The sequence below is a fragment of the Achromobacter sp. ACRQX genome, from assembly GCF_022346505.1.
Taxonomy (GTDB): Bacteria; Pseudomonadota; Gammaproteobacteria; order Burkholderiales; family Burkholderiaceae_B; genus Achromobacter; species Achromobacter animicus.
Genome location: NZ_JAKRML010000005.1, coordinates 69213 through 88855, shown reverse-complemented (window position 1 = coordinate 88855; position 19643 = coordinate 69213). Strand labels below are relative to the sequence as shown.

Below are 19643 nucleotides of genomic sequence, written 5' to 3'. Positions count from 1 at the left end.
TGCCCGCCGCTGGCGTGAAGGCCAGGCGGCAGCACGCGGCGGTTCAGGCCTCAGTGTTCCAGTTCTTCATGCGCGCGGTCGCGCATGTAGAACGCGGCGACCAGACCCAGCGCCACGCCAAACATCACGTAGTAGGCCGGCGCCATGGGCGAGCCGGTGGTCTTGATCAGCCAGGTCACGATGAACTGTGCGAAGCCGCCGAAGATCATCACGGCCACGTTATAGGCCAGCGACAGGCCCACCGAACGCACACGCGCCGGGAACAGCTCGGCCATCACCGTGCTGAACACGCCGAAGAACGCCGACACGAAAATGCAGACCACGACCTGCACGGTCAGCAGGCGGCCGATCGACGGCGCGTCCGACAGCCAGAAGTACAGCGGGTACAGCACGATCAGGTAGCCGATCAGCGAGCCGATCACGAGCGGACGGCGGCCGATGCGGTCGGACCAGGCGCCCATGAACGGGGTCAGCACCACCATCAGGGCCGCGCCGGCCATCTGCACCAGGAAGGTCTGGTTCAGCGGCAGCATCAGCACCTTGGTCGAATAGGTGACCAGATACGTAAACGTGATGTAGATCGACACCGTGGCCGTCACCACCAGGCCCACGCCGATCAGCGTCTCGCGGGTGTGGGTGCGCAGCATCTGGCCCAGCGACAGGCGCTTGACTTCACCGCGTTCGGCGGCCTGGCGGTCGGCTTCCTTCATCTGCTTGAAGGCGTCGGTTTCGTCGACGTTGCGGCGGATATAGATGGCGATCGGCACAATCACCAGGCCGAAGGCGAAGGGCAGGCGCCATGCCCAGTCGGCAATCTGCTGCTCGGTGAAGAACTCGGTGATGAGCGTGCCGCAGGCCGCGCCGATCAACAGGGCCAGCATCTGGCCCGCCATCTGCCACGAGCCGTAGAAGCCGCGCTTGCCGTTGGGCGCCATTTCGATCAGCAGCGCCGTCGACGTGCCGAATTCGCCGCCGGCCGAGAAACCTTGCAGGAGGCGCGCGATCAGGATGAAGATCGGGGCCAGGATGCCGGCCGCGTGGTAGGTCGGGGCCACCGTGATCAGCGCGATGGACACGGCCATCAGCGAGGTCACCAGCACCATGGCGGCCTTGCGGCCCTTGCGGTCGCCGTACAGGCCCAGGATGATGCCGCCCACCGGGCGCATGAAGAAGCCCACGCCGAAGATGGCGGTGGTCATCAGGATGGCGTTCAGTTCGCTGCCGGGGACGCTGGGGTCGGTGGGAAAGAACAGTTTGGCGATGATCGGCGTCATGAACGCGAACACCAGGAAGTCATACCATTCGAGCGCGTTGCCTATTACCGCTGCCACGATGTTGCGTGTGGGGACTGCTTTGTGCTGCACGGGATCTCCTTGGGGGCTTTAATTTCCGGGCGACATTCTAGGCGGTGCCGCCCCGGCCGCCTTGCGCGTCGTCCGAAAAGCGGCCGATCGGAAGCTTGCGCCTCCGAAACCGGCCATCCAGACGGCGGTCGTCCGGGACGCGGCCGCCGCCTGGCTTTACACTGCGTCTTTTCCCCACGAGAGTAGTGACATGAACGCGCGCACCTGGCTGGAAACGCTGGTTGGCTTTGACACCACCAGCCGCAATTCCAATCTTGCCCTGATCGAAACCGTCCGTGACTGGCTCAAGGGCCAGGGCGTCGAGGCATGGCTGGCGCACAACCCCGAGCGCACCAAGGCCAACCTCTTTGCCACGCTGCCGGCGCAAGACGGCAACCAGCAGGGCGGCATCGTCCTGTCAGGCCACACCGACGTGGTGCCCGTGGATGGTCAGGACTGGAGCACGGACCCGTTCAAGCTCGTCGAAAAAGATGGCCTCCTCTATGCCCGCGGCGCCTGCGACATGAAAGGCTTCATCGCCGGATCGCTGGCCCTGGTGCCCGAATTCCTGGCCATGCCGCGCAAGAAGCCGATCCACCTGGCGTTCTCCTACGACGAGGAAGTCGGCTGCGCGGGCGCGCCTTACATGCTGGCAGACCTGCACGAGCGCGGCATCCGCCCCGAGGGCTGCGTGGTGGGTGAGCCCACCGGCATGCAGGTCGTGGTGGCCCACAAGGGGATCAACCTCTTTCGCTGCAAGGTGCACGGCAAGGCGGCCCACTCGTCGCTCACGCCTCGCGGCTGCAACGCCATCGAATACGCCGCCCGCCTGATCTGCCGCATCCGCGACCTGGCTGACAGCTTCAAGGCGAACGGCCCCTACGACCAGTTCTACGACGTGCCGTTCTCCACGATGACCACCAACCAGATCCGGGGCGGCATCGCGGTCAACACCATTCCCGAGCTGTGCGAATTCACCTACGAATTCCGCAATCTGCCGGGCATGCGTCCGGACGACATCCAGGCGGAAGTCGAAAAATACGTGCGCGAAGAGCTGCTGCCGAAGATGAAGGCTGAATTCGACGGCGCCACCATCGAGATCGAGACCGGCGCCGCCGCGCCCGCGCTGGAGGCCTCGGAAGAAGCCGCCATCACCCAGCTGGTGCGCGCCCTGACCGAAGACCGCGCCACGCGCAAGGTTGCCTACGGCACCGAAGCCGGCCTGTTCCAGGGCATCGGCATCCCCACGGTGGTCTGCGGCCCCGGCCATATCGAACAGGCCCACAAGCCCAACGAATACGTGGCCCTGGACCAGATGGCCGCGTGCGAAACCTTCCTGCGCCGCATGGGCCAGTCCCTCTGACGCGCGGGGCGCCCGGGAGCGGGCGGCACGCCGGTGCCGTCCGCGTCAGGTAAAATGCCGGGTTGCAAACCGGATTTGCGGCTGGCATTGGCCTGCCGCGATCCCGGGGGAGATGCTGTGGTGAAACCTTACGACTTTCCGGATGCCAAGGGCCATTTCGGGCCTTATGGCGGTGTTTTCGTGGCGGAAACGCTGATGCACGCGCTTGACGACCTGCGCGCGTCCTATGACCGTTACCGGGTCGATCCCGCCTTCCTCGAAGAGTTCAACTACGAGCTCAAGCATTTCGTGGGCCGGCCCAGCCCGGTCTACCACGCCCGGCGCTGGTCTGAACTCGTGGGCGGCGCCCAGATCTGGTTCAAGCGCGAAGACCTGAACCACACCGGCGCGCACAAGGTCAATAACTGCATCGGCCAGGCTCTCCTGGCCAAGCGCATGGGCAAGCCGCGCGTCATCGCCGAAACCGGCGCCGGCCAGCACGGCGTGGCCACCGCCACGGTCGCGGCCCGCTACGGCATGGAATGCGTGGTGTACATGGGCAGCGAAGACGTGCGCCGCCAGGCCTCCAACGTCTACCGCATGAAGCTCCTGGGCGCCACGGTGGTGCCCGTGAACTCCGGTTCGCGCACCCTGAAGGACGCGCTGAACGAAGCCATGCGCGACTGGGTCACCAACATCGAAAACACGTTCTACATCATCGGCACGGTGGCGGGTCCCGACCCCTATCCCCGCATGGTGCGCGACTTCCAGACCGTCATCGGCAACGAATGCCTGACGCAGATGCCCGAGGCCATCGGCCGCCAGCCCGACTACGTCGTGGCGGCGGTGGGCGGCGGCTCCAATGCCATGGGCATCTTCCATCCCTACATCCCCTACGAAAACGTGCGCCTGATCGGCGTCGAGGCGGCGGGCGAGGGCATGGACAGCGGCAAGCACGCCGCATCGCTGGCCGCGGGCCAGGTGGGCGTGCTGCACGGCAACCGCACCTACGTCATGCAGAACGCCGACGGCCAGGTTCAAGAAACGCATTCCGTCTCGGCCGGCCTGGACTACCCCGGCGTCGGTCCGGAACACGCCTGGCTCAAGGATTCGGCCCGTGCCGAGTACGTCGGCATCACCGACGACGAAGCCCTGAAGGCCTTCCACGACTGCTGCCGCATCGAAGGCATCATGCCCGCGCTGGAGTCGTCGCACGCCATCGCCCAGGCCGTCAAGATGGCCGCCACGCTGCCGCGCGACGCCGTCATCCTGGTCAATCTGTCTGGCCGCGGCGACAAGGACATGCACACCGTCGCCGAACGCGCCGGCATCGAGCTCTGAACATGACAACCCGCTCCGATCGCATTGCCGCGGCTTTCGCGCGCACCGCAGAATCCGGCCGCGCAGCGGCCCTGATTCCCTACATCGCCGCCGGCGATCCTTCCCCCGCCGCCACGGTGCCGCTGATGCACGCGCTGGTTGACGCCGGCGCGGACGTCATCGAACTGGGTGTGCCGTTCTCGGATCCCATGGCCGACGGCCCGGTCATCCAGCGCGCCGCAGACCGCGCCATCGCACAAGGCGTGGGCCTGGCCCGCGTACTGGAGATGGTGGCCGACTTCCGCCAGCGCGACACCGAGACGCCCGTGGTCCTGATGGGCTACGCCAATCCCATCGAACGCATGGGCCAGGCCGAATTCGCCAGCCGTGCCGCGCAGGCCGGCGTGGACGGCGTGCTGGTCGTGGACTACCCGCCCGAAGAAGTCATCGAGTTCGCCGCCACCCTGGGCGAACACGGCATTGCGCCGATCTTCCTCTTGGCGCCCACCTCCACTGAAGACCGCATCAAGGCCGTCGCGGCCGTGGCACGCGGCTATGTGTACTACGTGTCGCTCAAGGGCGTGACGGGCGCTGGCTCGCTGAACACCGACGACGTCGCCGATCGCGTGGCCGTGATTCGCCGCCACGTGCGCGACATCCCGGTTGGCGTGGGCTTCGGCATCCGCGACGCCGAAAGCGCCCAGCGCGTGGCGCGCGCCGCCGATGCGGTCGTCATCGGCAGCAAACTGATTGAAACCATGGAGCAGGCGGTCGCCAACGCACCGGCTGCCCAGCAAACCGACGCCGCAGTCGCCGCCGCCAGCGGCTGGCTGCGCACCATCCGGCAGGCGCTGGATCAAGTAAAACGAGAGAACGCGTCGGCCTGAGCGGCCGGGTCGCGATCTCAAACGGGATGAATACTCAATGAGCTGGATCGATAAACTCCTGCCGCCTCGCATCAACAAAACCAGCGACAGCGGCGCCCGCCGCGTGCCCGAAGGCCTTTGGGTGAAATGCCCGTCGTGCGAATCGGTGCTGTATAGCGAAGACCTGGCAGCCAACCTCCACGTCTGCCCCAAGTGCGACCACCACATGCGGATCGGGGCTCGCGCCCGCATCGATTCGCTGCTGGACATGGAAGGCCGCGTTGAAATCGGCCAGAACACGCGTTCGGTCGACACCCTGAAGTTCAAGGACACGCGCAAGTACCCCGAGCGTCTGCAAGAGGCCGTCAAGGCAACGGGCGAGAGCGACGCGCTGGTCGTCATGAGCGGCTCGATCCGCGGCGTGCCCGCCACGCTGGCCTGCTTCGAATTCGAATTCATGGGTGGCTCGATGGGCTCGGTGGTGGGCGAGCGCTTTGCGCGCGGCGCCCAAGCGGCCCTCGACAACAAGACCCCGTTCATCTGCGTAGCCGCCTCGGGCGGCGCGCGCATGCAGGAAAGCCTGCTGTCGCTCATGCAGATGGCCAAGACCAACGCCATGCTGACCCGCCTGTCGGCCGCCGGCCTGCCGTTCATCAGCGTCCTCACCGATCCCACCATGGGAGGCGTGTCGGCCAGCTTTGCCTTCATGGGCGACGTGGTCATCGCCGAACCCAAGGCCCTGATCGGCTTTGCCGGTCCGCGCGTGATCGAACAGACCGTGCGTGAAAAGCTGCCCGAAGGCTTCCAGCGCGCCGAGTTCCTGCTGCAGAAGGGCGCCATCGACATGGTTGTCGACCGCCGCCAATTGCGCGAGGAAATCGCCCGCCTGCTGGCGCTGCTGACCAACCAGCCGGCGGACGTGGTCACCGCCTGATCGGGCCGACATTGCCGGGCTGCCGCTTGCGGCTGCATCGGCATCAATAGACATGCCGCCGGTCGCTTCTTGCGCCTGGCGGCATTTTGTTTTTCCGCAGCAGGGTGAACCCCTGGGCACGAGACTTGCTCCAGCCGCCTAGCGCAATTTCACCTGCGTGAATCCCGCGATTTTCGGAACAGTCTTTTTCACGGCGCTTTGTTGCCATATTGCGACATGCGCGCAGCGTGTTGGTCCGGATTTTGCTAATGTTCCCCGTTAGTCCAGAAATAGATGGAGTTGATCCCATGCAGTCGACGAAGAAGAAAATGCTGACGCGCCTTGCCGGCCTTGCCCTGGCAGGGGTTGCCACCTTTGCTAGCGCCCAGTCATCCGAGGGCACCCAAGGTGGCGTCAGCCTGCACTATGGCATTGGCGACCACTACAAGCGCCTGACCCTGAACTACGAGACTGCCTCGCTCTGGACCTATCAATTCGGCGGCAACTGGGGTCGTCTGGACCTGACGCCCGAATTCGGCGCGTCGTATTGGCAAGCCGACGGCTCGCGTTCGCCGGGCCACGTTTGGCAGTTCAGCGCCATCCCGATGTTCCGCTGGTGGACCGGCGAACGCTTCTACATCGAAGCGGGTATCGGCGCCACGCTGTTCTCCAGCACGCGCTTTGCCGACGAAAACATCAGCACTGCCTTCCAGTTCGGCGACCACGTTGGCGTGGGGTTCCTGGTCACGCCTAACAACCGTATCGGTGTGCGCTATTCGCACTTCTCGAACGCCAGCATCAAGCGCCCGAACCCGGGCCTGGACGTGGTGCAGCTCACCTACACGTACCAGTTCTGATCGCATGGCGCCGGAGCGGCGCGTGCTCGCGTGATTGCGCGCCCCGCTCGCAGATCTTGAAAACCACCCATCCGGGTGGTTTTTTTTTGCCTTGCCCGTGTGCGTGTCCCTGCCGCTCGTCGTCGCAGAAACGACAAAAAAATTATGTTTTGACTGCGTGTCCACGTACTTGTTGGTGTTGAGTGCAATGGCCAGAATGCCCTGGCAGCACCCAAAACCACAACGAGCCGTCGCTCGGGCTTCCGATCCGCCGCTGCGCGCGCGGGCACGGCCAGGTCCGGCAGGCGGCACACGGAGACTCAGATGAAACACCCCTGTACGCAGGCGCGCCGCTTGGCGCGCATGGCCGGCGCCGCTGGCCTGGCCCTTGCCCTGGCCACCGCCTCGTCCGCCGTCCTGGCCGACGACTTCCCGAACAAGCCTTTGCGCATGGTCGTCGGCTTCGCGCCGGGCGGCGGCGCGGATATTGTGGCCAGGCTGGTCGGCGCCAAGATGGCCGAGAGCCTGGGCCAGCAGGTCGTGGTGGAAAACCGCGCGGGCGCCACAGGCACGATTGCGGCCGACAATGTCGCGCGTTCCCCCGCGGACGGCTATTCGTTGTTCCTGGGATCGCAATCCACCATGGTGGTGGCGCCGTCGCTGTTCCCCACGCTGCCGTTCAAGCCCGAGACCGATTTCGAGCCGGTATCGCAGGTCGTGACCATGCCGCTGATCCTTGTGGTCAATCCGGCGCTGATCGACGTCAAGAGCGTCGGTGAACTCACCGAGCACATCCGGAAGGCCGGCAACGGTGCGCTGAGCTACGCGTCGTCCGGGCAGGGCGGCCCGCAGCACATCGCGGGCGAGCTGTACGCGCACCGGGTCGGCACGAAGGTCACGCACGTGCCGTACAAGGGCGAGTCCGCGGCCATTGCCGACGTGTTGGGCGGTCATGTGCCCTACATGTTCGCGAACCTGCCGGTGGCGCTGCCGCACATCGCGTCGGGCAAGGTCCGCCCGCTCGCCATCACCAGCCTCAAACGCGATCCGAAGGCGCCCGAGATTCCGACGCTGGCCGAATCGGGCTTCAAGGACTTCGAGGTGTCGACCTGGTACGGCGTCTTTGCGCCGGCCAAGACGCCCAAGCCCGTGGTCGACAAGCTGTCCGCGTCGATCCGCACCGCGCTAGAGCAGCGCGACATGCAGGCCAAGCTGAGCGAACAGGGCTTCACCGTGGTCGGCAGCGATTCCGCCGACTTCAGCCGCTTCGTCGGCGCCGAACTGCCGCGGTGGTCGGTGCTGATCCGCGATATCGGCATCAAGCCGGAATAGCCTGGACGCTTCGCCTGGGCGCCGCTCAGCCGGGCGCCCCTAGCCGGGCGCCCCTAGCCGGGCGCCCCTTAGCCGGGCGCCCCTTCATCCATCCGAGACAACGACATGATCGACTTCACCGAAAAACGCGCCGCCGGCCCCGTCATCCGGCTGCATTCCGCCGATAACGTCGTGGTGGCGCGCGTGCCTATCGGCATCGGCACCGCCGTGCCTGCCGAGGACCTGGTCAGCCGCAGCCAGGTGCCCGCCGGGCACAAGATCGCGGCGCGCGACCTGCGCGCGGGCGAACCCATCCTGAAATACAACGTGTGCATCGGCTTTGCCGCGACGGACATTCCCGCCGGCACCTACGTGCATTCGCACAACATGGACTTCCAGGAGTTCGACCGCGACTACGCACATGCTCGTGACTATGTGCCGACGCCTTTGCTGCCTGAATCGGAGCAGGCGCAATTTCAAGGCATCGTGCGGGCGAACGGTCAGGTGGGCACGCGCAACTACATCGGCATCCTTGCCACGGTGAATTGTTCGGCCACGGTGGTGCATCGCATTGCGTCCGCCTTCACGGACGAGGTGATGGCCGCCTATCCCAACGTGGATGGCGTCGTCGCGCTAAGCCACGGCATGGGCTGCGGCATGGAAATGTCCGGCGAGCCCATGGACCTCCTGCGGCGCACGATGGGCGGGTACGCCTGTCATGCGAACTTCGCGGGCGTGCTGATCGTCGGCCTGGGCTGTGAACGCAATCAGCTCGATGCGCTGCTCAAGGACCAGGGCCTGGAAGCGGGTGCGCGGCTGCAGACGTTCATCATGCAGGAGACCGGCGGCACCCGCAAAACGATCGAAGCCGGCGTCGCCGCAGTGAAGTCCATGCTGCCCGCCGCCAACGAGGTGCGCCGCGAGCCGGTGTCCGCGCGTCACCTGAAGATCGGCCTGCAGTGCGGCGGGTCGGATGGCTTCTCGTCGATCACCGCCAACCCTGCGCTGGGCGCGGCCATGGACATCCTGGTGCGTCACGGCGGCACGGCGATCCTGTCCGAGACGCCGGAAATCTACGGCGTCGAACATACGCTGACGTCACGGGCGCGCAGCCGGGAAGTGGGCGAGAAGCTGGTCCAGCGCATCCGCTGGTGGAAGGAAGAGTATTCCCCGGGCCGCGACGTGCAGATCAATGGCAAGGTTAGTCCCGGCAATCAGATGGGCGGTCTGGCCAACATCTTCGAGAAGTCGCTGGGCTCGTCGATGAAGGGCGGCACCACAGCGCTGATGGAGGTCTATCGCTACGCGGAGCCGGTCCGGCAGCCCGGCATGGTGTTCATGGACACGCCGGGATTTGATCCGGTGTCGGCCACGGGGCAGATCGCCGGCGGCGCCAACATGATCTGCTTCACGACAGGCCGCGGGTCGATGTTCGGCGCCAAGCCGGTGCCGTCGATCAAGCTTGCCACCAACACGCCGATGTACGAGCGGCTGACCGAAGACATGGACGTCAATTGCGGCGACATCCTCGACGGCAACGCCACGCTGCAGGAGGTGGCGCATCGCATCTTCGAAGAGATCCTGCGCGTGGCCTCGGGCGCGCGCAGCAAGAGCGAGTTGCTGGGGTTGGGCGATCACGAGTTCGTGCCCTGGAACATCGGCGTCGTGAGCTGACCGCTTCCGCAACGCGTGAAGACCAGCGGACGGTCATGCGTGACCGTCCGCGCACCGGATCGGACGCTCAGACGTCCGACAACGAGTCGGCGCCCGGCATGTCGAAGCCGTTGGCCTGCAATGCGGTCTTCAGTGCGTCCGTCTGCGCGGCATTCAGCTCGACCAGAGGCGGGCGCACCGTGGCCCATGCCGCATCGCCCGACTTCCAGGCAATGGCGGCCTTCATCGCGGGAATCATCGGGAACTGCTGGAACACGCTGCGCGTGGCGTTCAGCCCGGCCTGGCGCTCATCGGCGTCCGCCTCCTGCCAGCGCTGCTGCAGCGCCACGATGGGACCCGGATTGACGTTGCCCGTGGCCGTGATGCAGCCCACCCCGCCTGCGCGCAGGGTCTGCAGCAGGAATGCCTCGCTGCCCGCATACACCTGGAATCCGCGCGGCGTGAAACGCTCGATCATCGCCGCCGTATTGGCCCAGTCGCCGCCACTGTCCTTCACGCCGGCCACGATGCCGGGATAGCGGGTCAGCAGGCGGTCGATCAGGTCCAGGCTGAGCGGCACCTGGCTGACGGGCGGGATGTGATACAGGTACAGGCGCAGCTTGTCGTCGCCCACGCCTTCGATCAGCTCGGCAAAGTAGCGGAACAGGCCTTCGTCGCTGACGCCCTTGTAGTAGAAGGGCGGCAGCACCAGCACGCCCATGCTGCCGCTGCGCACGGCATGCTGCGTCAACGCAATGGCGTCGGGCAGCGCGCACGCGCCCGTGCCGGGCATCAGCGCAGACGGCTCCACGCCGGCTTCCAGTAGCGCATCGAGCAGCGTGTGCTTTTCCGAGAGCGACAGCGAATTCGCCTCGGAGTTGGTGCCGAAAATGGCCAGTCCGACGGACTGCTCGCGCAGCCAGCGGCAGTGCTTCACGTAGCGCCCCAAGGCCGGGCGGTAGCGTTCATCGAACGGCGTCAGGACCGGCGAAAAGACGCCGGGAATGCGGGCAGGGGTCGTCATGTCTCTACTCGTTATGGGATGGGGGAAAAGGACGCGCCGCGGCCGCGCGGCTGCGATTTCCGATTCTGGCACCGATCCGCCCACCGAACATCTGCTGTTTAATGGGTTCAATCCATAAAATTGTTGTGGTTTGCCGCAGAGCGCGCCACACGTCCAAAAGAAGGGGAGACCGTGGATACGCGATATGTGCAGAGCTTTGTGTCTGTCATCGAAAGCGGATCGCTGGCCGAGGCGGCGCGGCGGCTGGATCTGACGCCCGCCGCCATCGCCGCGCGCGTGCGCACGCTGGAAGAAGAACTGGGCGCCACGCTGGTCAAGCGCGTCGGCCGCAGCGTCAAGGCGACCGAAGCCGGCTTGAAGGTGCTGGAGCGCGCCCGCAGCGTGCTGCGCGAGGTGCGCGATCTGCGCGCCAGCGCCACGGACGATGCGCCGCTTGGCGAGCTGCGCCTGGGCGTCTCGGCCTCGGCACTGACTGGCATCATGCCCATCGTGCTGGCCCGCCTGTATCGGCGGATGCCCAAGCTGGCGGTCTTCATGGAACCCGGCACTTCCAACCATCTGTACCACCGCGTCATCAACGGCGACCTGGACGCGGCGTTCATCGTCAAGCCGCAGTTCAACCTGTCCAAGGGCTATGCGTGGAAGCTGGTGACCGAGGAGCCACTGGTGGTGCTCGCGCCGCCCGATACGCCGGGCAACGATGCGCACGAGCTGATGCGCACCCAGCCCTTCATCCGCTACGACCGCAACGTCTGGGGCGGGCGTTTGGCTGACCAGTACCTGCGTCAGCACGGCATCGCACCACGCGAGCGGCTGGAGGTCGATGGGCTGATGGGCATTGCCTGCATGGTCTCCGAAGGCTTGGGCGTGTCGCTGGTGCCCGACTGGGCGCCGGACTCGCTCGACAGCCGCCGCGTCAAGCGGGTGCTTCTGCCCGGGCGTGCGCCGCTGCGCCGGATGGGCATCCTGTGGGCGCGCCACATGCCGCATTCGGCGCTGGCGGAAGCCTTTGTGGAGGAGGCGGGCCGGGCGCTGGATCCGCAATCGCGCCGCTCCGGGGGCGACTGACGCATCCGTTGCGGCACGCCGCCCGCACAGACTGAGGCCACAAAAAAACACCCCGCAAACCGTTTCCGGTGTGCGGGGTGTTTTGCCTGTCAGGGCCAGGCCCTGACGGCCGTGCGGCTTAGTGGCGCGTTTCGACCTGAACCAGCGGCTCGTTCGAGACGGGCGTCACCGGCTTGCGTTCGCGGCCCAGGCGGACCGGCGCGTACGAGGCGGCAATGCGCTGCTGCGTTTGCGCGTGGCGTTCCGGATCGGTTTCCACCCACTTCAGGCCGGCGGCATTGACCACGTCGTGCAAGGCTTGCGCCTTGGCGGCCGGGGCAACGGCAGGGACCACGATGGGCTGTTGCGCGCTGGCCGGCGCGACCGGCGCGGGGGCCGGTGCGACGGGAGCAGCGGCCACTGCCGGCGTCTGGACCACGGGTTCAGCGGCGGGCGCTTCCACCGGCGTCTGCACCGGCGCAGCGGGGACCGAAGCCTCGCTGGCGGGTTGCACGGCGACAGGCGGGGTCGCTTGCGGCGCGGTCTGCACGGGTTGAGCGGCAGGCTCAGCCGTGGGCTGGGCTGCCGGCTCAACCGCGGGCTTCACCGCGGGTTCGGCGGCGGGCGCAACCACGGGCTCGGCAGCGGCCTGGACGGGCTCAGCCTTGGGGGCTTGAACCGGTTCGACCGGCGCTTGCTCGGGCTGGGCGGCGGTCTGCACGGGCTGGGCCGGGGCTTGAACCTGCTGCGCGGCGGCAGGAGCAGTTTGCTCGGCGGCCGATTGAACCGGCTCAGCAGCCTGGGCGGCGACGCCTTCGGCTTGCTGTTCGCCGGCGTCTTCGGCACCGTCTTCCTGCAGCTCGTCGCTACCGGCCAGACCGGCTTCGTCCTGGCTGCGGCGGCCACGGCGGCTGCGGCGGCGGCGGCGCTTGCGCTCGGGATCGGCGGCGCCTTCGGCGCCTTCAGCGCCCGGGAACGCGTCGGCGGACTGTTCGTCGGCGTCAGCATTGTCCAGGGCTTCGGCAGCGGGCTTGGTATCCGACTTGGCGTCAGGCAGCGCGGTGGCGACCGTCTGGGCCAGCGCGGCGACCATGCTTTCCTGTTCGCTCATCGGCGCGTCGGATTGGCCTTCCTCGCGGCGGTTACGGCCACGGCCACGGCGGCGATTGCGGCCTGCGCCGGTGTCTTCACCGTTGAGTTCGGGCGTCTGTTCCGGACGGGCGGATGCCAGGGCTGCCTGGGTGGCCGCCTGGGTGTCGCGCTCGCCGCGGCCTTCGCCACGATTGTTGCGTTCGCCGCGTTCGCCATCCGAGCGGCGGTTGCCGCGGACGTGGTGACGGCCGCCTTCGGTGGCCTCGGCGCCTTCGCCACGGCCTTCGCCGCGGCGGTTGCGGTTGCGGTCGGAGCCGTGGCGTTCGCCGCGGCGTTCCTGGCCGTCATGGCCGCTGCGGCCCTTGCCACGCGACGAGCCCGCGCGCTTGGCGGTTTCTTCGGCGGCTACGGGGGCGGGCTTGGCGGGTTCGGAGCCGCCGGTCAGCCAGCTGACCAGACGCTTGAACAGGCCGCCCAGACCGGCGCCTGCCGCGGGCGCGGCGGGTGCGGCGGCCGGCGCTGCGGGCGTCGAGACGGGGGCGGGCTGCGACGGCGTGATGCCCTTGACCAGGGCTTCCGGACGCGACTTGATTTCGCTTTCGCGCGGCTGCCAGGGCGCATCCGTGGCCGGCGCTTCCACCAGTTCGAAACTGGTCTTCAGCTCTTCCAGGCGGGGATCATCGTGGCGCAGGCGCTCGATGTGATGGTGCGGCGTTTCCAGATGCTTGTTGGGGATCAGCATCAGGTTGACCTTCAGGCGGGCTTCCATCTTGGTGATGTCGGCACGCTTTTCATTCAACAGGTACGTGGCCACGTCGACGGGCACCTGGGCGTGGACTGCCGCGGTGTTTTCCTTCATGGCTTCTTCCTGCAGCAGACGCAGGACGTGCAGGGCGCTGGATTCGGCGTCGCGGATCACGCCGGTGCCGTTGCAGCGCGGGCAGGTGATGTGCGAGCCTTCGTTCAGGGCCGGACGCAGGCGCTGGCGCGACAGTTCCATCAGGCCGAAACGCGAGATCTTGCCCATCTGGACGCGGGCACGGTCGAAATGGAGGGCATCACGCAGGCGCTGTTCGACGGCGCGCTGGTTCTTGCTGTCTTCCATGTCGATGAAGTCGATGACGATCAGGCCACCCAGGTCGCGCAGGCGCAACTGGCGGGCCACTTCGTCGGCCGCTTCCGAGTTGGTGCGCAGCGCGGTTTCCTCGATGTCGGCGCCGCGGGTCGAGCGGGCCGAGTTCACGTCCACGGAAACCAGGGCTTCGGTGTGGTCGATCACGATGGCGCCGCCCGAGGGCAGTTGCACCGTGCGCGAGTAGGCCGTTTCGATCTGGTGTTCGATCTGGAAGCGCGAAAAGAGGGGGATGTCGTCCCGGTAGCGTTTGACGCGCTGGACGTTGTCCGGCATCACCACGCTCATGAAGGCGGTGGCCTGGTCGGCGATCTCGTCGGTGTCGATCAGGATCTCGCCGATTTCGGGCGAGAAGTAATCGCGGATCGCGCGGATGACCAGGCTGGATTCGAGATAGATCAGGATGGGCGCGGAGTTGTCGCGCGCGGCGCCGTCGATGGCGGTCCAGAGCTGCAGCAGATAGGACAGGTCCCATTGCAGTTCTTCGACGTTGCGGCCGATGCCTGCGGTGCGGGCGATGATGCTCATGCCCTGGGGCAGGTCGAGCTGTTCCATCGTGTCGCGCAGTTCCTGGCGATCCTCGCCCTCGACGCGGCGCGAAACACCACCGCCGCGGGGGTTGTTGGGCATCAGGACCAGGTAGCGGCCAGCCAGCGAGATGAACGTGGTCAGGGCTGCGCCCTTGTTGCCGCGTTCTTCCTTTTCGACCTGGACGATCAGTTCCTGGCCTTCGCGCAGGGCGTCCTGGATGCGGGCGGTACGGACATCGACGCCTTCCTTGAAGAAGCTGCGCGCAACTTCCTTGAAGGGCAGAAAGCCGTGACGGTCTTCGCCGTAGTTGACGAAGCAAGCTTCGAGGCCGGGTTCGATCCGGGTGATGACACCTTTGTAGATATTGCCTTTGCGCTGTTCGCGGCCGGCAGTCTCGATGTCAAGGTCGATGAGTTTTTGCCCATCGACGATAGCGACGCGTAATTCTTCCTGATGCGTCGCATTGAACAGCATGCGCTTCATGAGAGGGTTTCTCCGTTGTCATGACGCGCCGATATCGGCGCGTGACCTCGGGCCACTCGGGCTGCGGCTGAAGCGGGCAAGAAGGTGCGGACCGTACCTGGGCGGCGCCCAGGCGTATCCGCCGCGGGTCAGGCGGGCACGTCGTGCCGTGGGGCACGGGGTTCTGTCAGCAGGAGGGTCAGCTTCACTGAATGTGGTTTGACGGAAAAAATGCTGTGAACGGCAGCTGCGGTCGGATTGGTTGCCCACACGCAGCTGGTGCTTTAAATATGCGACGATTCTTGCAGTGCTTCAGAGCCGCTTGCGGCATGCAACGGACCTGCCGGAACAGCGGGCAAGATGAATGCCACACCACTATTCCGCAGGGCTCGGTTGCGCCGGCGACCAAGAGACCCAGGGGTTGAATGAGCAGGCAGTACAATGGCGGCCCGCGCGCTCGACGGAGTTGCGTGTTGGTTGCATCTCTACGCCAGGCGGCTAGTTCAGCCCCTTAAGGCTGTCCCGATTATATGTCGCTTTCCGCAATGCGCAAAGAAACTTCCTCCCCCGTATCCGCCTCTAAAGCAGCCCCCGCCGTCCGCATGGTTGAAGTGGGCGCCGAGCATGCCGGCCAGCGTCTGGACAACTTCCTCATGCGGCTGTGCAAGGGGGTGCCCAAGACGCACATCTACAAGGCGATCCGCGGCGGCGAAGTCCGCGTCAACAAGGGACGCATCCAGGTGGATTACCGGGTTGAGGAAGGCGACGTCGTCCGCATTCCGCCCCTGCGCCTGCCTGACCCCGGCAAGCCCCGACCCGTGCCCGCCGCCGAATTCCCGATCGTCTTCGAAGACGACGCCATGCTCGTCGTGGATAAACCCGCAGGCGTTGCCGTCCACGGCGGCAGCGGGGTCTCGTTCGGCGTGATCGAACAACTGCGGGCCGCGCGCCCGCAGGCCAAGTTCCTGGAACTGGTGCACCGGCTGGACCGCGAAACCTCGGGGCTGTTGATGGTCGCCAAGAAGCGCAGCGCGCTGCTGGCGCTGCACGCCATGCTGCGCGAGGGCCGGAGCGATAAGCATTATTTCGCGCTGGTCGAGGGCGACTGGGTCAACGACCGCCAGCACATCAAGCTGTCCCTGACCAAATGGACCACGCAGTCCGGCGAGCGCCGCGTCAAGGTGGATCCGGACGGGCAGACGGCGCACACGATTGTCACGCTCAAACAGCGTTTTGGCGGTTACAGTCTGGTCGACGCCGAGCTGCGCACCGGACGCACCCACCAGATCCGGGTCCATCTGGCATCCAGCGGCTTTCCGATCGTCGGGGACGACAAATACGGCCACGACGACGTACGTGCGCAATTTGCGCGGCAGGGCTTCAACCGCATGTTCCTGCACGCTCACAGCCTCACCTTGCCTCACCCGCTGACGGGTGAGGTCATGACACTGACCGCCGAGCTGCCGCCAGCTTGCCGGAACATCCTGAAAACACTGGAGTCTGCCTGATATGTCGTATTCGCTGGTCGTCTTTGACTGGGATGGCACCCTGATGGATTCCACGCACAGCATCGTGGCCGCCATTCAGGGCGCTTGCCGCGATCTGGATCTGGCGGTGCCGTCCGCGTCCGAGGCGAGCTGGGTCATAGGCCTTTCGCTCGAAAGCGCGTTGCGCCGTGCCGTCCCCGAATTGACGCAGGCCATGCTGCCTCGCTTCCTTGAGCGCTACCGCACGCACTACCTGCTGCGCGACCCGGAATTGCGCCTGTTCGAGGGCATCAACGAGTTGCTGACCGACCTGGCCAGCCAGAACGTGCGGCTCGCTGTCGCCACGGGCAAGAGCCGCGTCGGCCTGACGCGCGCGCTGGCCGCGACCGGCCTGGGCCCTCTGTTTGACGCGACCCGCACCGCCGACGAGACCTTCAGCAAGCCGCATCCGGCCATGCTGCACGAACTGATGCAGGAACTGGACGTGGATCCGTCGCGGGTCATCATGGTGGGCGATACCTCGCACGATCTGCAGATGGCCTGCAACGCGGGTGTGCACGGCCTGGGGGTCACCTACGGGGCACACACCCTGAAGGAGCTTGAGGGATGTGCCCCGCAAGCAGTGCTGGACACCGTTCCGCTCGTGCGCGAATGGCTCATGCCGCGCGTGAGTGCCGGCGCGTAGGCTCTGGCTGATGAAGGCCGTCAGGAACGTCCGCCGGTCCGGCGGGTCTATCCGCAAGGCGCCGCGCGTGCTTCGCAAGACCGCCGCGGAATAAGATAGCCCCGTCCAGCGTCCATGGTTGACGCGGGCGCGCGCACGGAGCGCGGCGCCATACCGGAGATTACGATGCTGATACGCAAGCCCGACGACTTTTTGCCGTCCGAGATCACTTCCGAGGCCGTGTGGCGATCGCGCCGCGAACTCATGTTGCGCGCCGGCGCTGCCGCTGCCGCCGTCGGGCTGCCCGGCTGGGCTGCGCGCGCCGCCCACGCGCAGGACGCCGGCGCGCTGCCGGGCAAGTCCAACCCTGCGTTCAGTATCATGGACAAGCAGACGTCCCTGGCTGACATCACGTCCTATAACAATTACTACGAGTTCGGCGTAGATAAGGGCGAACCGGCCAAAAATGCCGGCAAGTTGCAGACCCGGCCGTGGGCCGTGAGCGTCGAGGGCGAGGTCAACAAGCCGCGCACGTTCACCATCGAAGAGTTGCTCAAGCTCGCGCCCATGGAAGACCGCGTCTACCGCCTGCGCTGCGTCGAGGGCTGGTCCATGGTCATTCCGTGGGTTGGGTATTCGCTGTCCGAGGTGCTCAAGCAGGTGGAGCCGAATGGCAACGCCAAGTACGTCGAATTTGTCACTGCCGTTCAGCGGGAAAACATGCCGGGCGTGCGCGCTGCCATCCTGGAGTGGCCGTATGTGGAGGGATTGCGCCTGGACGAAGCCATGCATCCACTGGCGATGCTGGTCTTTGGCGTCTATGGGCGCGTGCTGCCCAACCAGAACGGCGCGCCGCTGCGGTTGGCCGTGCCGTGGAAGTATGGATTCAAGTCCGGCAAATCGCTGGTGAAGATCCGGCTGGTGGAAAAGCCGCCCGTCACGTCCTGGGTCAAGTCGGCCCCGCAAGAATACGGCTTCTACGCCAATGTGAACCCTAACGTCGCGCATCCTCGCTGGAGCCAGGCCACCGAGCGCCGCATCGGCGAGGACGGCCTGTTCACGCCCAAGCGCAAGACGCTCATGTTTAACGGCTACGGCGATCAGGTGGCGTCGCTTTATCAGGGCATGGACCTGAAGGCCAATTACTGAGGCGCTGATCCGTGTCCGTTGCTCCTCGCGCTGCCTCGGCTGCGGCACCCAGGAAGGCGCAGCTCTCGGCCCGGACGATCGGGCGCTTCAAGCCGCTGCTCTTTCTGCTGGGCCTGGCGCCGTTCGCGCGCTGGATATGGCTGGGGATGCACGACGGCCTCACGGCCAATCCCGTTGAATTCCTGACACGATCGTCTGGCACCTGGGCACTGGTATGTCTGCTGGCCACCCTGGCCATCACGCCGCTGCGCCGTCTCACGGGTCAGCCCGCGCTGGTACGCGTTCGGCGCATGTGCGGATTGTTCGGGTTCTTCTACGCGGCGCTGCATTTCATGGCGTGGGTATGGTGGGACCGTGGCTTCGATCCCGCCGAAATGGTGCGTGACATCGTCGAACGTCCCTTCATCATGGTGGGATTTTCGGCCTTCGTGCTGATGACAGCGCTGGCTGCCACCTCGACGCAGTGGGCGATGCGGCGGTTGGGCAAGCGCTGGCAGACGCTGCACCGTGCCATCTATGCCATCGGCCTGCTGGCGATTCTGCACTACTGGTGGCACAAGGCGGGCAAGAATGACCTGTCCGAGCCCGCGATCTACGCCGCGGTGCTGGCGCTGCTGCTGGGTTGGCGCGTCGTTGCCTGGTGGCGCGCGCGGGCGTAGTCCGCTAGCGCGCTGGGGCGCCGCAGCTACTGCATGGCCAGCATGATGGCCGCGGTTTCCGCGTCAGGCTGGCCGTCGTGCAGGGCAGGGCGGTAGTGCATCTGGAACGCGGCCAGCGTGTTGATCGTTGCGCGGTCCAAAGTGCCGTCCTGCGGACTGGCGTAGCCAAGCCGCTGCAGCTGCTTCTGAAACCATGCGACATCCGGCACGCCCTCGATCTGCATGCGAGCCAGATGCTGGGCCGCGCCTGCCTCGTTGTACCAGCGCCCGATACCCGCGTCCGCCAGCGTCTTCCAGGGGAACAGCGGGCCGGGATCCACCTTGCGCTGCGGTGCGATGTCGCTGTGGCCCACGACGTTCTCCGGCACGATGTTGTGCCGGCGGATGATGTCGCGCAGCAGGATGGTCAGCGCCCGGACCTGGCGGTCGTCGTAGGGGTGCCAGACGCGCTCCCCGTTGCTGCCTTCGGTCCAGCCCGGATTGACGATCTCGATGCCGATCGAGGTGCTGTTCATTGCGATGTTGCCATACCAGGAACTGGCCCCTGCGTGCCATGCGGCGCGGTTTTCGTCGACCAGCCGATAGGCGCGGCCATCCAGGTCCAGCAGGTAATGCGCGCTGACCTTGCCCTTGGAAAGCAGGCGCAGCGACTCGGCGTGGTCGACCGTGGTGTAGTGCACGACCACGGATCGCACCCGGCTGCTCTGGCTGACGGCGGTGATCGAGGTGTCCAGATCCAGGCCGGCGGGCCCGCGCGCCGCGCAGCCGGCCAGGACCGCCGCGGCCAGCAGCGTGGAAAATAGGCGGGTCAT

16 protein-coding genes are annotated in these 19643 nt (G+C 66.3%); 12 read left to right on the top strand and 4 right to left on the bottom strand.

Annotated elements, in window-relative coordinates; translation table 11 throughout:
- Positions 1 to 50: 50 nt before the first annotated feature.
- Entirely contained in the window at positions 51 to 1364 is a 1314-nt protein-coding gene (locus MHZ91_RS06925; RefSeq protein WP_175122973.1) for an MFS transporter, read from the bottom strand.
- A 190-nt stretch (positions 1365 to 1554) separates the two neighbouring features.
- Here MHZ91_RS06925 and argE point away from each other — a divergent pair, with 190 nt between their 5' ends.
- The 7 genes from argE (at position 1555) to MHZ91_RS06890 (ending at position 9605) form a co-directional block, all read left to right on the top strand.
- Positions 1555 to 2706, top strand: a complete 1152-nt coding sequence (gene argE / locus MHZ91_RS06920; protein ID WP_239213047.1) for an acetylornithine deacetylase — start codon at positions 1555 to 1557, stop codon at positions 2704 to 2706.
- A 120-nt stretch (positions 2707 to 2826) separates the two neighbouring features.
- Positions 2827 to 4026: a tryptophan synthase subunit beta gene (gene trpB / locus MHZ91_RS06915; protein ID WP_175122971.1), complete on the top strand. Its 1200-nt coding sequence runs from the start codon at positions 2827 to 2829 to the stop codon at positions 4024 to 4026.
- A 2-nt stretch (positions 4027 to 4028) separates the two neighbouring features.
- Positions 4029 to 4892, top strand: coding sequence for a tryptophan synthase subunit alpha (gene trpA / locus MHZ91_RS06910; protein ID WP_239213046.1), 864 nt, complete (start codon positions 4029 to 4031; stop codon positions 4890 to 4892).
- 37 nt (positions 4893 to 4929) lie between these two features.
- Positions 4930 to 5805, top strand: coding sequence for an acetyl-CoA carboxylase, carboxyltransferase subunit beta (gene accD, locus MHZ91_RS06905; protein WP_175122969.1), 876 nt, complete (start codon positions 4930 to 4932; stop codon positions 5803 to 5805).
- A gap of 287 nt (positions 5806 to 6092) precedes the next feature.
- Positions 6093 to 6641, top strand: coding sequence for an acyloxyacyl hydrolase (locus MHZ91_RS06900; RefSeq protein WP_063956455.1), 549 nt, complete (start codon positions 6093 to 6095; stop codon positions 6639 to 6641).
- Between the two features lie 303 nt (positions 6642 to 6944).
- On the top strand, positions 6945 to 7952 hold the full coding sequence (locus MHZ91_RS06895) for a tripartite tricarboxylate transporter substrate binding protein (RefSeq protein ID WP_175122968.1): 1008 nt from the start codon (positions 6945 to 6947) through the stop codon (positions 7950 to 7952).
- A 105-nt stretch (positions 7953 to 8057) separates the two neighbouring features.
- Positions 8058 to 9605, top strand: a complete 1548-nt coding sequence (locus MHZ91_RS06890) for a UxaA family hydrolase (protein WP_239213045.1) — start codon at positions 8058 to 8060, stop codon at positions 9603 to 9605.
- 67 nt (positions 9606 to 9672) lie between these two features.
- Here the strand turns inward: MHZ91_RS06890 and MHZ91_RS06885 are convergent, their stop codons facing one another.
- A complete protein-coding gene (locus MHZ91_RS06885; RefSeq protein ID WP_239213043.1) occupies positions 9673 to 10608 on the bottom strand; it encodes a dihydrodipicolinate synthase family protein in 936 nt (311 codons plus the stop codon).
- 171 nt (positions 10609 to 10779) lie between these two features.
- Here MHZ91_RS06885 and MHZ91_RS06880 point away from each other — a divergent pair, with 171 nt between their 5' ends.
- The gene (locus MHZ91_RS06880; RefSeq protein ID WP_239213042.1) at positions 10780 to 11676 is read left to right on the top strand and encodes a LysR family transcriptional regulator; all 897 of its coding nucleotides are present in this window, start codon (positions 10780 to 10782) and stop codon (positions 11674 to 11676) included.
- A gap of 118 nt (positions 11677 to 11794) precedes the next feature.
- On the opposite strand, the gene MHZ91_RS06875 is transcribed toward MHZ91_RS06880, so the two are convergent.
- Positions 11795 to 14893 carry an Rne/Rng family ribonuclease gene (locus tag MHZ91_RS06875; RefSeq protein WP_239213041.1) on the bottom strand — a complete coding sequence of 1033 codons (3099 nt, stop codon included), beginning with the start codon at positions 14891 to 14893 and terminating at the stop codon, positions 11795 to 11797.
- A gap of 524 nt (positions 14894 to 15417) precedes the next feature.
- Here MHZ91_RS06875 and MHZ91_RS06870 point away from each other — a divergent pair.
- From MHZ91_RS06870 to msrQ, 4 genes are all read left to right on the top strand, one after another.
- Positions 15418 to 16380, top strand: a complete 963-nt coding sequence (locus MHZ91_RS06870) for an RluA family pseudouridine synthase (protein ID WP_370647791.1) — start codon at positions 15418 to 15420, stop codon at positions 16378 to 16380.
- Position 16381: 1 nt separating this feature from the next.
- The gene (locus tag MHZ91_RS06865; protein ID WP_175122962.1) at positions 16382 to 17044 is read left to right on the top strand and encodes an HAD family hydrolase; all 663 of its coding nucleotides are present in this window, start codon (positions 16382 to 16384) and stop codon (positions 17042 to 17044) included.
- A 165-nt stretch (positions 17045 to 17209) separates the two neighbouring features.
- Positions 17210 to 18172, top strand: coding sequence for a protein-methionine-sulfoxide reductase catalytic subunit MsrP (gene msrP / locus MHZ91_RS06860; RefSeq protein ID WP_239213040.1), 963 nt, complete (start codon positions 17210 to 17212; stop codon positions 18170 to 18172).
- Positions 18173 to 18183: 11 nt separating this feature from the next.
- A complete protein-coding gene (gene msrQ, locus MHZ91_RS06855; RefSeq protein WP_239213039.1) occupies positions 18184 to 18831 on the top strand; it encodes a protein-methionine-sulfoxide reductase heme-binding subunit MsrQ in 648 nt (215 codons plus the stop codon).
- A gap of 26 nt (positions 18832 to 18857) precedes the next feature.
- Here msrQ and MHZ91_RS06850 read toward each other — a convergent pair whose 3' ends face one another.
- Positions 18858 to 19643 (bottom strand): N-acetylmuramoyl-L-alanine amidase, encoded by a 786-nt coding sequence (locus MHZ91_RS06850; protein ID WP_239213038.1) that lies wholly within the window; start codon positions 19641 to 19643, stop codon positions 18858 to 18860.